Here is a 14,624-nt window from a genome sequence, read left to right as displayed (position 1 = left end):
GGCTCAGAGGCCCTCGCCGTGATTGTCCGTTGGCAGCCTGCTCTGTGCAGTGCCTGTTGCCGCCTCGAGGCGCTCGATCCGCCCTTGCAGTTCGGCGACCTGTTGTTCGAGGTGAACCACATGGCTTTTTGCTGAGTGTCCGTCACTGAAGCCCCAGCCCCGGTCCTCTCGGTAGGCCATCGCCCAGATCCACAGGAACGGCCAGAGTGCATGCAAGGTGAACAGGCTGACCCAGCCGGTGGCGTGGATCGCATCCTGGTGAGGGTGGTTGCGGTGGACGGCAATTTCATAGGGGATGTCGTGGAGCAGGATGATCCCGTAGAACAAGACGAGCCCGACAAATATCAGTATGCCCAGCGCGAAGTAATCAAGCATGAATCACTCCTTTTGCAGCAGGTGACGTGTCCGCATGAGTGTAGCCGTTCAAACTACACTTGACGGGGACGCGGATATCCAGTTTGAGCAACCGGTGCCCGACCGAAGCGTTGACCGCTATCGTGCCGGCACATCCTGGCGAGGTGAATTCATGCAAACCAAGGGGCAATTCGAAAGGGCGCCTGTGCTTGACCCTGTCGAGCGCATTACCGAGGTGATCTTCGGCCTGCTGATGGCCATGACGTTCACCGGTACCATCAGCGTGTCCACGGCAGACCAGGCGGCCGAACGCACGATGATGCTTGCCGCGCTCGGATGCAATCTCGCCTGGGGACTGGCCGATGCGGTCATGTACCTGTTGCGCGCACTGGTCGAGCGCACGCGCCGAATCAAGCTGTACCTCGACCTGCGCAATGGCACGGACGCCGCAGCCGGTCAGGCGCTCGTTGCGCAAGTGTTGCCGATGCAATTCGCGACGGCAGCCGGCAGCGAGGGCCTGGAATTGTTGCGCCGTCGGCTGCTTGAGCAACCCCCCTTGCCGACCCGCGCCGGCCTCGGCTGGAACGACTTCAAGGGTGCGCTCGGGGTTTTCCTGTTGGTGGTGTGCTCGACCTTTCCGCTGGTGGTGCCGTTCATACTGCTCGACCAGACTGCACTCGCCATCCGCCTGTCCAACCTGATCGGACTCGTGGTGCTGTTCATTGCAGGCTGGATGCTTGCCAGATACGCGGGCGCCACGCAATGGCAGGGTGGGGTGATCATGGCCACCACGGGGGCGGTGCTGATCCTTGCAATCATTGCACTGGGTGGATAACGACAGGGGATAATTCAACACACTAAAGACTCGTTCTCATTTACACTTGCCCTTCCATTTACGTCGGGCAGCCTGGTATGGATGTTCTTGCCACTATCCATCTTCATTTACTCAAGTGGGTGATCGAACCGGTCACCGGTCAGTTCCTGGGCATTTTCGACTTCAACGGTCGGCTCGGTCTATCCTTTCTCTGCATGTCTTACGGCGTCGCTTATGGCCTGTTTCGCTTGCGCAAATCCCGGGGCTTGACCGACGCGAGCTCGTTCGGTCAGTTCATAGGCGGCTGCCGGGTGTATCTGCATCGCTCGGCGCTGCTCGACTACCGCTACTACTTTGTTCTGGCCATCCTCAAGGTTGTCCTGGTGCTGCCCATCGTCGGCCTGGTCGATCCGTACGTCTTGCGTTCAGCTGACTACATCGCGTTCTTCACCAACCTGTGGGGCGCGCGTACGCAAGTGGAGGAGAACCTGGCGCTGACCCTGCTCTATGGGCTGGGCGTTTTCCTGGTCAAGGATTTCAGCCACTACTGGGGCCATCGCGCTTTTCATTCGCGCTATCTGTGGGCCTTCCACAAAGTCCATCATTCGGCGCCCGTGCTGGTGCCGGCGACGGCCAGCCGGGTGCACTTTCTGGAAGAGGTGGTCGAAAAGCTCACCGACATCATCTGTCTAAGCGCGTTTGCCGGTGTCTTCTGGTACGCCTGCGGCGGGGAAATCAGCCGCTATACGCTATTTGGCGTGACCTACATGGTATTCATCTTCAATAGCCTGGCGGCGAACCTGCGACACAGCCATGTCTGGTTTTCCTTCGGGCCGGTGCTTGAGCGGGTGCTGAGCAGCCCGGCACAACACCAGATTCATCACAGTGATGCGCCGCGCCACTTCAACAAGAACTTCGGCATCAATCTGTCTCTGTGGGACTGGATGTTCGGCACGCTCTATGTCACGCAGTCCAGACCCGAGCCCATTCAATTCGGCACCGGTGAGCAGGATCACGAGCGTTACCTGACGATGCAGGGTTTGATCGTCACGCCATTTGTGGACGTAGCCCGTAAATGCTTCCCGGCAAAACGCCCGAAGGTACAACGTGAAAGCCGATCTGATCCGTATTTTTCAAGGCAATCTGCCTCTGTAACGGATGCAGCCGCCAGCCCACAATAAGTCTTCGGTACGCCGTTGGGGGCAGCGCACGACGCCCCTGTACCGCCAATTCATAGTGTGGGAGGCCATATGGCCAAGATGACGATTTTTCTCGGCGGTTTTCTGGTGTTGACCATCCTGATCGGTGTGCTCGCGACGATCCCACCGGGGTGATTACCCCCGCCGGATTTCGTCGACGGCCAGGCGCAGTTCGCGGTACGCCGTGACCAGTTGCTCAAGGCTGAACCCACGATTTCTCCCGCTGGGGTTGGGCAGGACCCAGACCGTAGCGTTGCCGAAGGTTTTCGGTTGCAGGCCCCAGGCAATGTCCCGCTGACCGGACAGCGCACAATAGGCCGCCTTGCCCAGAAACGCCACGAAACACGGCGCATGGCGTGCGATTTTCTGTTCGAAGCCGGCGGCAATGGCGCTGAACTCATGCAGTGACAACTGATCCGCACTGGCCGTCGGCCGTTCGACCACTGCGGTCAATCCGCATTGGTAGCTCAAGATCGTCCGATCGTTTTCCGGTCGCACTTGCTCGGGGGTAAACCCGGCGAGATGCAGCGTGCGCCAGAAGCGGTTGCCGCGCCCTGCAAAATGGTGCCCCTGGGCGGCGGCAGTCATTCCGGGGTTGATGCCGCAGAAGATCACGGCCAACTGCCCGGCGAGGATATCTTCGAGTTTTTCACTCACCGCAGATCACTCTGATCGCCTGGCGTGCCAGTTCCGTCAGCTCGGCTCGGGATTTACCGGCCCGGGCACGTATCGAAATGCTGTGCAGCAGAGACGAGGCGAGCACGGCAAGGGCCGCCGGGTCGGCATCGACTTTCAACTCGCCAGCATTTTTCGCCGCTTGCAGGCGAACTTCCAGATCGGCATCCAGCCGGCTCAAGCGGTCGGACAGCACCTCGCGAATTTCCGGGTCCTCGACGGCTTCGGTGGTTGCCGTGCCGATGGCGAAGCAACCACGGGGCTGACCGTCGCCCGAGAAGTAAATCGATAACTGCCCCTCGTAGAAACGCTGCAAGGCCTCGGCCAACGGCACGTCCAGGTCCGTCAGCGCCTCGTGCATGGACGCCGCGGCAAACTCCCAATACTGCTCCAGCGCTTTGATATAGAGCGCGTGCTTGTCGCCGAATGCCGCATAGAGGCTGGGGCGATTCATGCCGGCGGCGGTGGCGATGCTATCGAGCGACGCGCCGGAATAGCCAGTGTTCCAGAACACACCAAGTGCTTGCTGCAACGCTGTCTGCGGGTCGTATGCCCGAGGGCGGCCACGGCTTTTGCCCTCTGTCGATTTATTTTGTGCCATGTCGTACAAAATCCTTGTGAGGATAGGGGTCGAGGGATATTCTTACACCATCGCACAAAATTAAGGAATCAGAAATTCCTTGATCCAGGGGTTGTTGTAGCCGAGCGCGAACTGAGTGTTGCGGCGACGAAACCGACGTGGTGGGAGCGATCCTCCTGACCGCGCACGGGCTTGCTTGTTTCCAGCATTTATTGACATCCGGGCCGCTGGCGCTTGTTGCCGACACCGGCCCGATTACCCGGCTAAAGGCGTACTCGACCATGACCAAAGCGTTCGATATCCCGGCTTCACAGGCCTTCGGGCAACCTGGCCCAACCCCGCCCGGCGCACCCACCCAAAAACCGCTGAAACAGCGGTTGCGTCCCTGGCTGATGGTGGGTGTTCCCGTTCTCTTCGCGGCGCTGGGCTATGCCCATTACGTGTCGGGGCAGGCTTATGTTTCGACCGATAACGCTTACGCCCGGGTGGCGAAGGCGTCGATCAATGCGCGGATTTCCGGGCAAGTGGTAGACATCGCCGTCGAGGACAATCAGCAGGTCCATAAGGGCCAGGTGCTGTTCCGGATCGACCCGAAACCGTTCCAGATCGCCGTCGACCGCGCACAGGCACAACTGAGCGTGGCACGGCTGCGTATCGACGGGCTCAAGGCCAGCTATCACCAGCAACAGGCGGAACTGCAATCGGCGAAAGAGTCGGCCGACTTCGACCAAAAGGATTTTGCCCGCAAGAAAGCACTGGTCGCGTCCGAGTTCGTTTCGAAGTCGATTTACGAACGTGCCGACACCGACGTGAAAGTGGCGCGGCAACGGATCGCGTCCATCGAACAACAGATCGCCAGCACCGTGGTGGCCTTGAACGGCAATCCGGACATCGATGCCGATAACCACCCTACGGTTCGCGAGGCCAGGGCACAGCTCGACGAGGCGCAGTTGTACCTCTCGTACACCACGGTGTATGCACCGCAGGATGGCACCGTGGCCAAGGTCGACGACCTGCAGGTGGGTAACTACGTGAACAACGGCGCGCCGGCCTTTGCCTTGTTGTCCGGTCACGAGATCTGGATTGAGGCCAACTTCCGCGAAACCGACGTGACCCACATGCGTCCGGGCCAGGAAGCCACCATTTGTATCGATACCTACCCGGATCGCGTGTTCAAGGCCCACGTCACCAGCATGAGTCCGGGGGCCGGGTCGGATTTCGCGCTGCTGCCACCGGAGAATGCCACCGGTAACTGGGTCAAGGTGACGCAGCGGGTGCCGGTGCGGCTTGAGCTTGACGAAGTGGATCCGGCGCTGCCGCTGTTCTCCGGAACCAGCGCCACGGTGAAAATCGACACCCGGTTTCGCAGTCCCTGGTGGCATCCGCTCAAGGCATTGCTGACCGCAGGTAATTTCTGATGAACGCCCAACCGATGGTAAACCCCGGTGGGGAGGGTGCGCGTTCGCTCAGGTTCGCCGCCCTGCTGGCGACCTATATGCAGTCGGCAAACCTGCCACTGCCGAATTCGGCACTCAGGTTGATCCAGGGCAGCCTGTCGATGAGTGACGATCAGGCAGGGTGGATTTTCACCTCGTACCTGGCCGCCAGTGCGATCAGCATGCCGCTCGCGCAGTGGCTGGCCGCACGCTTTGGCTTGAAGCTGGTGTATCAGGCAGCGCTGGCGTTGTTCGTCCTTGGCTTGTTGCTCGCCACGGCCGCGACGGCGCCGCTGGAGTTCGTGGGGGCGCGCATCATTCAAGGCATTGCCAGTGGCGTACTGGCGCCGCTGTCGATGGCGATTGCCACGCAAACCCTGGCGCAGGACAAGCGGGCCAAATTTGCCGCGAACTGGACCGCCATTGTGCTGTTCGGCATCGTCAGCGGCCCGAGCATCGGTGGCTGGATCGCCGAGCATTTTGGCTGGCGGCCGATGTTCTACCTCAGCGTGCCACTGTCGGCGTTTATCTTCCTGGTGGCGGTGCTGTTGTTGGCCGAGAAGAAAGCCGCGAAACCTCCGGCGTTCGACTTCTTCGGTTTCGGCACCTTTACCCTCGGCATGATCAGCCTGCAAATGCTGCTCGACCGGGGTGAGCGACTGGACTGGTTCGCCGCGCCCGAGATCTGGCTGGAAGCCGTGGCGTCGGCGCTGGGGATCTACCTGTTTGTGGTGCATGTGTTGACCTCGAACGTGCATTTCCTCAACAAGCGCCTGCTCAAGGACCGCAACTTCGTGTTGTCGACGGTGATCTTTTTCGCCCTCGGTTTCGTGCTGTTGTCGACCATGGCACTGACCTCGCCAATGCTGGACGAAATTCTCGGTTACCCGCCTGACACCACCGGCGCCCTGACGATTCCCCGTGGCATCGGACTGGTCGGCGCCTTTGTGCTGATGGGGCGGCTGCCCGAGCGCTTCGACCGGCGCCTTTTCGTGGCGGCCGGTGTCGCCATGGTGATTTACGCCAACTGGCTGATGCTCGGTTATTCGCCGCTGATGGACGAGTGGCCCGTGGCGGTTGCCGGTGCGATCCAGGGCGCGGGCCTGGGCATCCTGATGCCGGCGGTGAGCAAGGTCGCGTTCAGTACGCTCGACCCCACGCTGCGCCCCGAAGGCACCGGTCTGTTCAATCTGGCCCGTGTCTACGGCAGCACGTTGGGGGTGGCGATCGTGCAGTTGTTCTTCTTCAACAACACTCAGGCGATGCACATGGCGCTGGCCAGCAACCTGACGCCGTACCGCGCCGCTGCACATTCGCTGGCTTCGGCACCCCTGCAGGTGCTGGGCGGACTCAACGAAATGGTCACCGGCCAGGCCGCGTTCATCGCCGTGATCGACCAGTTCAAGGTCCTGATGCTGGTGATGCTGGTGGTGAGCCCGCTGGTGTTGTTTCTTCGCAAGCCCGTTGCGGCCAATTAGTTTTCGTGGAGTTTGCCAAATGAAATCTCATGCGCTGGTCCTCAACCGCTATTGGATGCAAATGAAGCTCGCGGCGTTGTCGGTGCCGGTATTGCTGACGGCCTGCACCGTTGGCCCGAACTATGAAACACCGGCGGCGAGAACATCGCAGCACTATGACCGGCAAGCCGAGCAACGTCTGGCCCAGGGTGCAGACCCACGGATCGACCTCGGCAGGAAGGTCAGCGGCGATTGGTGGTCTGCCTTTCGCTCGCAGAAGCTCGACCAGGTGGTTCGTCGCGCTATCGACGGTAACCTGGACCTGGTGGCGGCCGATGCCACGATCCGGCAAGCCGCTTCCTCTGTTGCAGCGGCGCAGGGTGCGCTTTATCCGCAGGTCGATTTCGGCGCCGTAGCCGGCCGTCAACGGGTGCACAACGCCAAGGAGCCCTCCGTCAGCAATTTCTACGCGATAGGACCGCGGGTAGGGTTCGACCTTGATGTGTTCGGCGGCAACCAGCGATTGGTCGAGCAACAGCAGGCGTTTGCCGACCTGCAAAAACACCGGTACGAAGCGGCATACCTGACCCTGACCGGCAACGTCGCCAGCCAGGCGTTGCTGGTGGCCTCCGCCAACGCGCAGATCCAGGCCGTGGAAAAGCTGCTGGCCAATGACACGAGGAACCTTGAGCTGGTGCGCATGGCCCGCCTCAATGGCAGCACCACGCAGATCGATGTATCCCTGGCCGAAACACGACTGGCGCAGGACCGCACGTTGTTGCCGCCCCTCGCTCAACAGCGTGACGCCGCACGTCATGCACTGTCGATTCTGACGGGCAAGGGGCCGGCGGACTGGGTCGCTCCCGACTTTGACTTGAGCGAGTTTGTCCTGCCGTCGAACATGCCGGTGAGCCTGCCTTCGGAAATGGCTCACGACCGGCCGGATGTGCTGCAAGCCGAAGCTCAGATGCACATGGCCAGCGCAGCGGTGGGGGTGGCGACGGCGAACCTCTATCCCCACGTCACGCTGTCGGCGTCCCTGGCGCAGGCGGCTTCCGGCAATGGCGGCGCGGCACTCTGGGGTTTCGCTGCCGGGCTGGCCGGGCCGCTCTTCGATGGCGGAACGCTCAAGGCGCAACGGCAGGCGGCTGTCGACGGTTACAAGGCGACACTCGCCGGTTACCAGCAGACGGTCATCACCTCGTTCGGGCAGGTCGCCGACACCTTGCAGGCGATCAACCATGACGCCGAGGAACACCTGGCCCAGACCGATGCCTTGCGAGCGGCTGAAACCAGTTTGCAGTTGAACCAGCAAGCCTTTGCCCAGGGCGAAAACAGCATTCTCCAGGTCCTGGAAGCGGAGCGTGCCTATGAACAGGCGCTGCTGGGACAGATCCGCGTGAAAACCGCGCAGTACCTCGACACCGTGCAGTTGTTCATTGCGCTGGGCGGCAATTGCGTCGGTGCCTTCGAGCAGCGCGTTGCGTCTGGCGACGGGCAGAAAACTTCGTATCAATAATGGCTGCGGCCTGGAGTAAACACATGACCTATGAAGCCTTTCACGACGGGCTGCGCGATACCCGGTTTGCGCTCAACCACGGGGCGGTCGAGATGCCGGCGGTTGGATTCGGTACTTTGTTCCGCGATCTCGCCACCACGACCCAGGCAGTAAAGGAAGCGCTGGCCGCCGGTTTCCGCCATTTCGATTGTGCCGAGCGCTATCGTAACGAAGCACAGGTTGGCGTAGCGCTGAAGGAAATGCAGGAGGCCGGTAAAGTCCGGCGCGAAGAGCTGTTCATCACCACCAAACTGTGGAACACCAACCATCGTCCCGAGCGCGTCGAGCCCGCGTTCGAAGCCAGTTGCCAACGCCTGCAAGTGGACTACATCGATTGTTACCTGATCCACACGCCGTTTGCCTTTCAACCCGGCGAAAACCAGGACCCGAGGGACGGGCAGGGCAACGTCATCTACGACAACGGCGTGACATTGATCGAGACGTGGCGGGCGCTTGAGCGGCTGGTGGATGAGGGGCGGGCGCGGTCCATCGGCCTGTCCGATATCACACTGGAGGCGCTGAAGGCACTTGTCGCCGTCGCCCGGATAAAACCTGCCGTGGTGCAGGTCGAATCCCACCCTTATCTGCCGGAGTGGGAGTTGCTTGAGTTCTGCAAAGAACACGGGATTATCGTGCTGGCGTTTGCGCCACTGGGGCATGGCATGCAGCCGAATGTGCTGCAAGACCCGGTGATCACCGGCATTGCCCGGCGCCTGCAGAAAACACCGGCCCAGGTGGCATTGGCCTGGTCGGTACAGCGTGGAGTGGCGTTCCTGACCACCTCGGCAACACCAAGCCATATCCGGGAAAATATCGATATCTCGACCTTGCCGCACAGGGCCATGGTCGAGATTCAACAAGACATCACAACCCGTATACGCTTCAACTCGGTGGTTGAAACCGGTGTCCCCGGGTTCATTCCGCGCAAGCCGTAGTGCCTGACGCCGGGGCGGCCCGTCACCGGACCGCCCTGTTTGCCAATCCCTTGAGGTGAAAACGATGGATGTTTTCCAGACCCTGCGGTGTTTCGTGGCGGTAGCCCAAAGCGGCAGCTTCACCGCGGCGGCCGCGATGTTGGACACCACCACGACCAACGTTTCAAAAGCCGTTTCCAGCCTGGAGGCCAGGCTGCAGACGCGGCTGATCAATCGGACCACCCGGCGTCTGGCATTGACCGAAGCCGGTGTGCGTTATTTGCAGCGCTGCGAACGGATTCTGCAGGAAGTACGGGAGGCCGATGAAGAGGCGGGCACGGCTCAGGTCATGCCCGCAGGCCGGCTGAAAATCCATGCCATGTCGGCCATTGGCAACCATTACGTGATCGGCGCCATTGCCCGCTACCGAGAAACCTATCCTTCGGTGCTGTTTGACCTGACCGTGACCAATCGGCTGCCGGATCTGCTGGAGGAAGGTTATGACATGTCGATTGTGCTGGCGCGGGACCTGCCTGATTCCGGGTTTGTCGCCCAACGGCTGGGTATCACCTACAGCATCCTCTGCGCTTCGCCGGCGTACCTGAGCGAACGCGGGATTCCCGGTTCGCCGAGTGAACTCGATGGCCATGATTGCCTGCGAATCGTCAACACGGTCATGCCGGTCGAGAACTGGGTATTTGAAGGCCCGCTTGGGGCAGAAACGTTCAGCACGCCTGTGTCCCCCTTTCACGTCAACACGGCTGACGCCATGACATTCGCGATCAAGAACGGGATGGGGATTGGCATTCAACCGATTGCTTCAGCCGTTGAGGGGCTGCGGGCGGGGACTCTGGTGCGCGTATTGCCAGGGTATCGGCTTGAAGAGTTGAGCCTGTTTGCGATCTACCCGTCACGCAAGTTCGTGGATGCAAAAATAAAAACCTGGGTGGAATTCCTGAAGCATTCCATTCCGGGGTTGCTGGCGTCTGATGAAAAAGTCGTGGGTGCTGCCATATAACCCTGGAGCTTTGGAAAAGGCTGTACGCATGGAGTGTCGACCCTCCATCGTCCGTACAGTGTTCAACCGTTCGAGCATCCGCTGCCCATTACTTGGTACTCAATCGTGCGGCGTTGGCCCTGTGAATCTTGATAAGTCATGCGCGCCGGGACGGGGCCGCATTCATTGGCGATTTCCGATACTTCGATGACGCGCTTGATATCAAGCCTGGTGCCGTATGTGTAGGTTTCGACGGGTGATTGGCCGGTGGTGGCAGTCGAGTGGCTGTCGTCTGCAAAGGCCTGGGCGCCGGTGGTGCCAAGCGCGACAAAGAGTGCGATTTTTACCAGTTTCATGATGTTCACCTCGTGGTTGAAGCGTTGTCCTGCAAGGGGTCTATTACCTTGTGAGCGGGTTGCTTCTGACTGGGTTTGCTCACTTGGGTAGAGCCGATATTAGGCGTTTGGCAGGGGCGCAAATATCGGTCGGCGGGATAAACACTGTTGCCGGATTGCTCATGAATCGCGGTGAATTCGTTGAGCCGATCAGCCAATCAAAATGTGCAGCAGATCGCTTCTATAGTCAGTGACACCGTTGGCACTCACCTGTACTCATCATGCCGGCGCCACCAGGGTCCCGTTTCATTGCGCCCCTTGGGTGCGCGGTCGAGCCATTGGTACATGCCCCACAATCCGTCCAGGCCTCGGGCGTAGGTGGAGTAGGTGTGATAAATCTCGCCGTCTTCCAACACGAACGTACTCAGCCCCGGCCGGTCGCGGGTGTAGGTCGGCGCGTCGGTGCCACAGGTTGCGGCGAACTGTTTCACCGGCTCCGGTATTTCACTGGCGTCCATGGCATGGCCGCCTCGCTGGTAGTTGTATTCGACCAAGCCTTCGCGCTGCTGCGCTTCGGTGAAGTAGACATTGAAGTCGGCGGTGAAGTCGCTGTCGGCGGCCGAGACCCAGGGGAACGTCCAGCCCATTCGGCGCTTGTAGGCCTGCAGTTTCGCCAACGGCGCGCGGGATATCGCCATCAGGGTCACGTCGTGGTTAGCCAGGTGGATGACGAGGGGGTCGAAGCCATCGGCGATGGCTGAGCAGGAAGGGCAGCCGGCGGTGTAGTCGGGGCCGAACATGAAGTGGTAGACCAGCAGTTGCGAGCGCCCTTGGAAGAGCTCGGCCAGGGTTGCGCTGCCGCTGTCGGTATCGAAGCGGTACGCCTTGTCGAGGCGTACCCATGGCAATGCCTGGCGTTGCCTGGCCACTTCATCGCTGCGTAGGGTCAGGGCTTTTTCCGCTTCAAGCAATTGCAAGCGTGCTGCCAGCCATTGGTCCCGGGTCGCGGTTTTGTGCGTGTTCATCGTTGTACGCTCCTGGTGAAAGGTCGTGATTTAGACTAAACCCGGGTATCGATCGGTGGGAGTGACAAGCGTGGCGGGATTTCGATGGACTCGATGATCACGGCCGCCGCCCAGGCGTTGGCGGCGGGGAACCCGCTGGGCGCACTGGACCGCGTGGCATTGCGCGACGATGCGCCAGCGCTGGCCCTGCGCGGTATCGCCATGGCGCAACTGGGCGATCTGGTGCGGGCCAGGGCGCTGGTCAAGCGTGCGCAACGGGCCTTTGCCCCCAGGGAAGTGCTGGCCCGCGCGCGATGCGTGGTGGCCGAGGCCGAAATCGCCCTGGCTTCACGGGAGCTCGGGTGGCCGGTCAAGGCGCTCGAAACGGCGCGGGTCACCCTTGAACACCACGGTGACCGGGTCAATGCCGCTCATGCACGCTATCTGCAAATCCGCCGTTTGCTGTTGCTCGGCCAGCTTGATGAGGCGCAGCAGTTACTGGCCGAACTCGACCCCGGCCCATTGCCGCCAGCGTTGCGTGCAACCCATGAACTGGTCTTGGCGGGTATTGCCATTCGACGCCTGCAATCGAACTCGGCACGGGAGGCATTGATGAGGGCCGGGCAGGCGGCCGGTCGAACGGGGATTGCCGCGCTGATGGCTGAGGTTGAACAGGCTGCGCATCTGCTCGACGCACCCGCGGCACACCTGGTTGCCCAGGGTGAAGTACGGCCACTGTTGCTCGATGAAGTTGAAGCGTTGTTCGCTTCGACGTCTCTGGTGGTGGATGCCTGTCGGTACGTTGTGCGCGGCTGTGGCATGTCTGTGTCGCTTGCGACGCGGCCGATCCTGTTCGTGCTCGCCCGCGCCTTGGCCGAGACGTGGCCCGCCGACGTTGCGCGGGAAACGCTGATCGCCCGGGCGTTCCGCTTGAAGCTCTCGGATGAATCCCATCGCGCCCGGCTTCGCGTGGAAATCGGCAGGTTGCGTCAAGCACTCAAGCCTTTGGCCGGCGTCATCGCGACGGCGCGCGGTTATGCCCTGCAGTCACCGGTCTGTACGCAGGTGGTGACACTGGCGCAACCGATCGAGGAAAAGTTTGCCGCGGTCGTTGCCTGCCTCGCCGATGGCGAGTCGTGGTCGAGTTCCGCCCTGGCATTGGCGCTGGGTACCAGCCAGCGCACGGTGCAACGGGCGCTCGATACGCTGGCGGCACAGGGCAAGGTGCAGTGGTTTGGCCGTGGTCGCGCACGGCGCTGGATGACACCGCCCGTGCCGGGATTCGCGACGACCTTGTTACTCCCGGCGCCGCTGCCCGGTGGCTAGGATGAACGCCACCAACCCCCATCGAGGAATGCCAGATGAAACACGCAACTGCTGAAATCATTCGTGAATATGGCCCGTTTGCCGATGTCGACCATGTGTGCGGCGTCACCTGGGACGGCGAAAAGGTCTGGTTCGCGAGCAACACCAAAATCAACGCCCTGGACCCGGAAAGCGGCCAGGTGCTGAGTTCGATCGATGTCGCGGCCCATGCCGGCACTGCGTTCGATGGCGAGCATCTGTTTCAGATCGCCGAAGACCGCATCCACAAAATCGACCCCCGTACCGGCCGTATCCTCTCGACGATTCCTGCCCCCGGTGCAGGCACCGATTCGGGGTTGACCTGGGCCGAAGGGACGTTGTGGGTGGGCCAGTACCGCGAACGCAGGATTCACCAGATCGATCCCGAGAGCGGCAAAATCCTGCGCACAATCGAATCCAACCGTTTCGTCACCGGCGTGACCTGGGTGGACGGTGCTTTGTGGCATGGCACCTGGGAGGGTGACGAGAGTGAATTACGTCGCATCAACTCGCAAACCGGTGAAGTACTGGAGAGCCTCAAGATGCCCGAAGGCGTGGGCGTGTCGGGGCTTGAGTCCGATGGTGGCGAGCGGTTGTTCTGTGGTGGCGGCGATAGCGGGAAGGTGAGGGTGGTGCGTCGGCCTGCATGAGGCACGGATTGTCAGGCAGTGGTCAGGTTTGCAGTCAGCTCAAGCTTTGCTGAAAGTCATCCCTGTATCGATAGTATTTTTCCGTCCTGCGCTGTTTTCTGCTGGTCGAAATCGGTCTAAAAGCCCGGTTGGCAATCGTGCCTGTTTTGCTATCCTCAGAACTGTAGGTGAAGACGCAGACTGATGCGCAAAAGGATAGCAAGGAGACGTGGGGCGCGTTCCGAAGGGTACACGGTTAGAAAGATCCCCGCGCTGGGATCCAGCCCTTATGCCGTGTGAAGCAGAAGAGTTCCATTACAGTTTCATGACTCTTTTGTGGGAGGCCTGATAAACCTTGTAAGCCGGAGACCAGCACCGGCCACCTACTTACACTCACCCGCGAAGCCCGCCCAGTGCGGGCTTTTTAATGCCCGCAAGGTGGGGTTGGTCAGCGGCTCAAGGCGCGCCAAACAGCATTGTCCAGTAAACACCGTTGTCGCTGCGCGCGTTGGTGGCGTAAGCGGCACCGACCTGGGTGAACATCGGGTTCATCAGGTTGGCGCAGTGCCCGGGGCTGGCGAGCCAGCCGGCCATGGCCTTGCTTGGTGAACCTTGCCCGGCGGCGATGTTTTCACCGATCTGCCGGCCTCGGTAACCGGCGGCCTTGGCACGGTCGTAGGGCATGTCGCCGTCGGGGTCCTGGTGGGCGAAATAGTTGCCGTAGGCCATGGCCTTGCTATGGCCTTGGGCTGCGGCGCCGAGGGCGGCGTTCCAGGACAGCGGCCGCGCGGCGGCGAAGCGCTGGCGACCACACAGGCGCGGCCTGGCCCGGGCTGCGTTGACCTGCGCCAGTAACGCCTGGGCGGCGCTGCGTGGATCGCCGGTTTGCCCGTCGAGCACCGGGCGCGCCAGCACCACTTGCCACTCACTCCCGGCGCGGCTGACGCCGATATCGGCGTATTGGTTGTCGAGCAGTGCTGCGCAATGTTCGTCCTGGAACAAATCGAATGCCTCATCGGCATCCCGTGCACCCACCACGCGGATCGACCGCACCATGGTTGCCTGATAGCCGGAAGCCTTTAACCGGTCCCGCAACCCACCGCCATAACCAACGGGCAGGGCCAGGTTCGACTTGAGCTTCAGGGGGGACAAACGTTGCGTCGGTCGCCGGTCGCAGCGCTGCGGATGGGCGCGATAGTCGTTGATGGCGTCGACCAGTTGCCGCTGCCCATCGGCATGGGCGGGGCTGGCAAAAACGGGGAGCAGGGGAAACAGGCACAGCGAAGAAAAGCGCAAGGCAACGACAGTTTGGCGCATGGACGGACAAC

15 protein-coding genes are annotated in these 14,624 nt (G+C 61.3%); 9 read left to right on the top strand and 6 right to left on the bottom strand.

The genetic code is table 11. The annotated features are described in order from the left end of the window. Window positions 1-3 precede the first annotated feature (3 nt). On the bottom strand, window positions 4-375 hold the full coding sequence (locus CAF65_RS20845; protein WP_085717987.1) for a DUF3302 domain-containing protein: 372 nt from the start codon (window positions 373-375) through the stop codon (window positions 4-6). A gap of 151 nt (window positions 376-526) precedes the next feature. Here CAF65_RS20845 and CAF65_RS20840 point away from each other — a divergent pair, with 151 nt between their 5' ends. Both CAF65_RS20840 and CAF65_RS20835 read left to right on the top strand, forming a co-directional pair. Further along, window positions 527-1,189: a hypothetical protein gene (locus tag CAF65_RS20840; RefSeq protein WP_085717986.1), complete on the top strand. Its 663-nt coding sequence runs from the start codon at window positions 527-529 to the stop codon at window positions 1,187-1,189. A 77-nt stretch (window positions 1,190-1,266) separates the two neighbouring features. Continuing rightward, entirely contained in the window at window positions 1,267-2,349 is a 1,083-nt protein-coding gene (locus CAF65_RS20835; protein WP_085717985.1) for a sterol desaturase family protein, read from the top strand. A gap of 153 nt (window positions 2,350-2,502) precedes the next feature. Here CAF65_RS20835 and mug read toward each other — a convergent pair whose 3' ends face one another. Both mug and CAF65_RS20825 read right to left on the bottom strand, forming a co-directional pair. Continuing rightward, window positions 2,503-3,024 carry a G/U mismatch-specific DNA glycosylase gene (gene mug / locus CAF65_RS20830; protein ID WP_085717984.1) on the bottom strand — a complete coding sequence of 174 codons (522 nt, stop codon included), beginning with the start codon at window positions 3,022-3,024 and terminating at the stop codon, window positions 2,503-2,505. After that, window positions 3,017-3,643, bottom strand: a complete 627-nt coding sequence (locus tag CAF65_RS20825; protein ID WP_085717983.1) for a TetR/AcrR family transcriptional regulator — start codon at window positions 3,641-3,643, stop codon at window positions 3,017-3,019. The genes mug and CAF65_RS20825 overlap by 8 nt, the downstream gene beginning before the upstream one ends. 260 nt (window positions 3,644-3,903) lie before the next feature. Between CAF65_RS20825 and CAF65_RS20820 the strand changes: the two genes are divergently transcribed. From CAF65_RS20820 to CAF65_RS20800, 5 genes are all read left to right on the top strand, one after another. After that, window positions 3,904-5,040: an HlyD family secretion protein gene (locus CAF65_RS20820; RefSeq protein WP_085717982.1), complete on the top strand. Its 1,137-nt coding sequence runs from the start codon at window positions 3,904-3,906 to the stop codon at window positions 5,038-5,040. Next, entirely contained in the window at window positions 5,040-6,536 is a 1,497-nt protein-coding gene (locus tag CAF65_RS20815) for a DHA2 family efflux MFS transporter permease subunit (protein WP_085717981.1), read from the top strand. The genes CAF65_RS20820 and CAF65_RS20815 overlap by 1 nt, the downstream gene beginning before the upstream one ends. Window positions 6,537-6,555: 19 nt before the next feature. Then, on the top strand, window positions 6,556-8,034 hold the full coding sequence (locus CAF65_RS20810) for an efflux transporter outer membrane subunit (protein ID WP_085717980.1): 1,479 nt from the start codon (window positions 6,556-6,558) through the stop codon (window positions 8,032-8,034). 23 nt (window positions 8,035-8,057) lie between these two features. Next, a complete protein-coding gene (locus tag CAF65_RS20805) occupies window positions 8,058-9,008 on the top strand; it encodes an aldo/keto reductase (protein ID WP_085717979.1) in 951 nt (316 codons plus the stop codon). A 64-nt stretch (window positions 9,009-9,072) separates the two neighbouring features. Then, window positions 9,073-10,005, top strand: a complete 933-nt coding sequence (locus CAF65_RS20800; RefSeq protein ID WP_085717978.1) for a LysR family transcriptional regulator — start codon at window positions 9,073-9,075, stop codon at window positions 10,003-10,005. Between the two features lie 62 nt (window positions 10,006-10,067). On the opposite strand, the gene CAF65_RS20795 is transcribed toward CAF65_RS20800, so the two are convergent. Then, complete coding sequence (locus CAF65_RS20795) at window positions 10,068-10,340, bottom strand: DUF2790 domain-containing protein (RefSeq protein WP_085717977.1); 273 nt, start codon at window positions 10,338-10,340, stop codon at window positions 10,068-10,070. Between the two features lie 245 nt (window positions 10,341-10,585). Then, window positions 10,586-11,344, bottom strand: coding sequence for a DUF899 domain-containing protein (locus tag CAF65_RS20790; protein ID WP_085717976.1), 759 nt, complete (start codon window positions 11,342-11,344; stop codon window positions 10,586-10,588). 84 nt (window positions 11,345-11,428) lie between these two features. Between CAF65_RS20790 and CAF65_RS20785 the strand changes: the two genes are divergently transcribed. Together CAF65_RS20785 and CAF65_RS20780 are read left to right on the top strand one after the other, a co-directional pair. Continuing rightward, on the top strand, window positions 11,429-12,649 hold the full coding sequence (locus CAF65_RS20785; RefSeq protein ID WP_085717975.1) for a helix-turn-helix domain-containing protein: 1,221 nt from the start codon (window positions 11,429-11,431) through the stop codon (window positions 12,647-12,649). Between the two features lie 35 nt (window positions 12,650-12,684). Next, window positions 12,685-13,317, top strand: a complete 633-nt coding sequence (locus CAF65_RS20780; RefSeq protein WP_085717974.1) for a PQQ-binding-like beta-propeller repeat protein — start codon at window positions 12,685-12,687, stop codon at window positions 13,315-13,317. A 435-nt stretch (window positions 13,318-13,752) separates the two neighbouring features. Here the strand turns inward: CAF65_RS20780 and CAF65_RS20775 are convergent, their stop codons facing one another. Beyond that, window positions 13,753-14,613, bottom strand: a complete 861-nt coding sequence (locus CAF65_RS20775; RefSeq protein WP_085717973.1) for a CAP domain-containing protein — start codon at window positions 14,611-14,613, stop codon at window positions 13,753-13,755. Window positions 14,614-14,624: the final 11 nt, after the last annotated feature.

Source organism: Pseudomonas sp. B28(2017), from assembly GCF_002113025.1.
GTDB lineage: Bacteria > Pseudomonadota > Gammaproteobacteria > Pseudomonadales > Pseudomonadaceae > Aquipseudomonas.
Note: the sequence above shows the minus strand (reverse complement) of the source record. Positions and strands in the feature narration are given on the sequence as shown.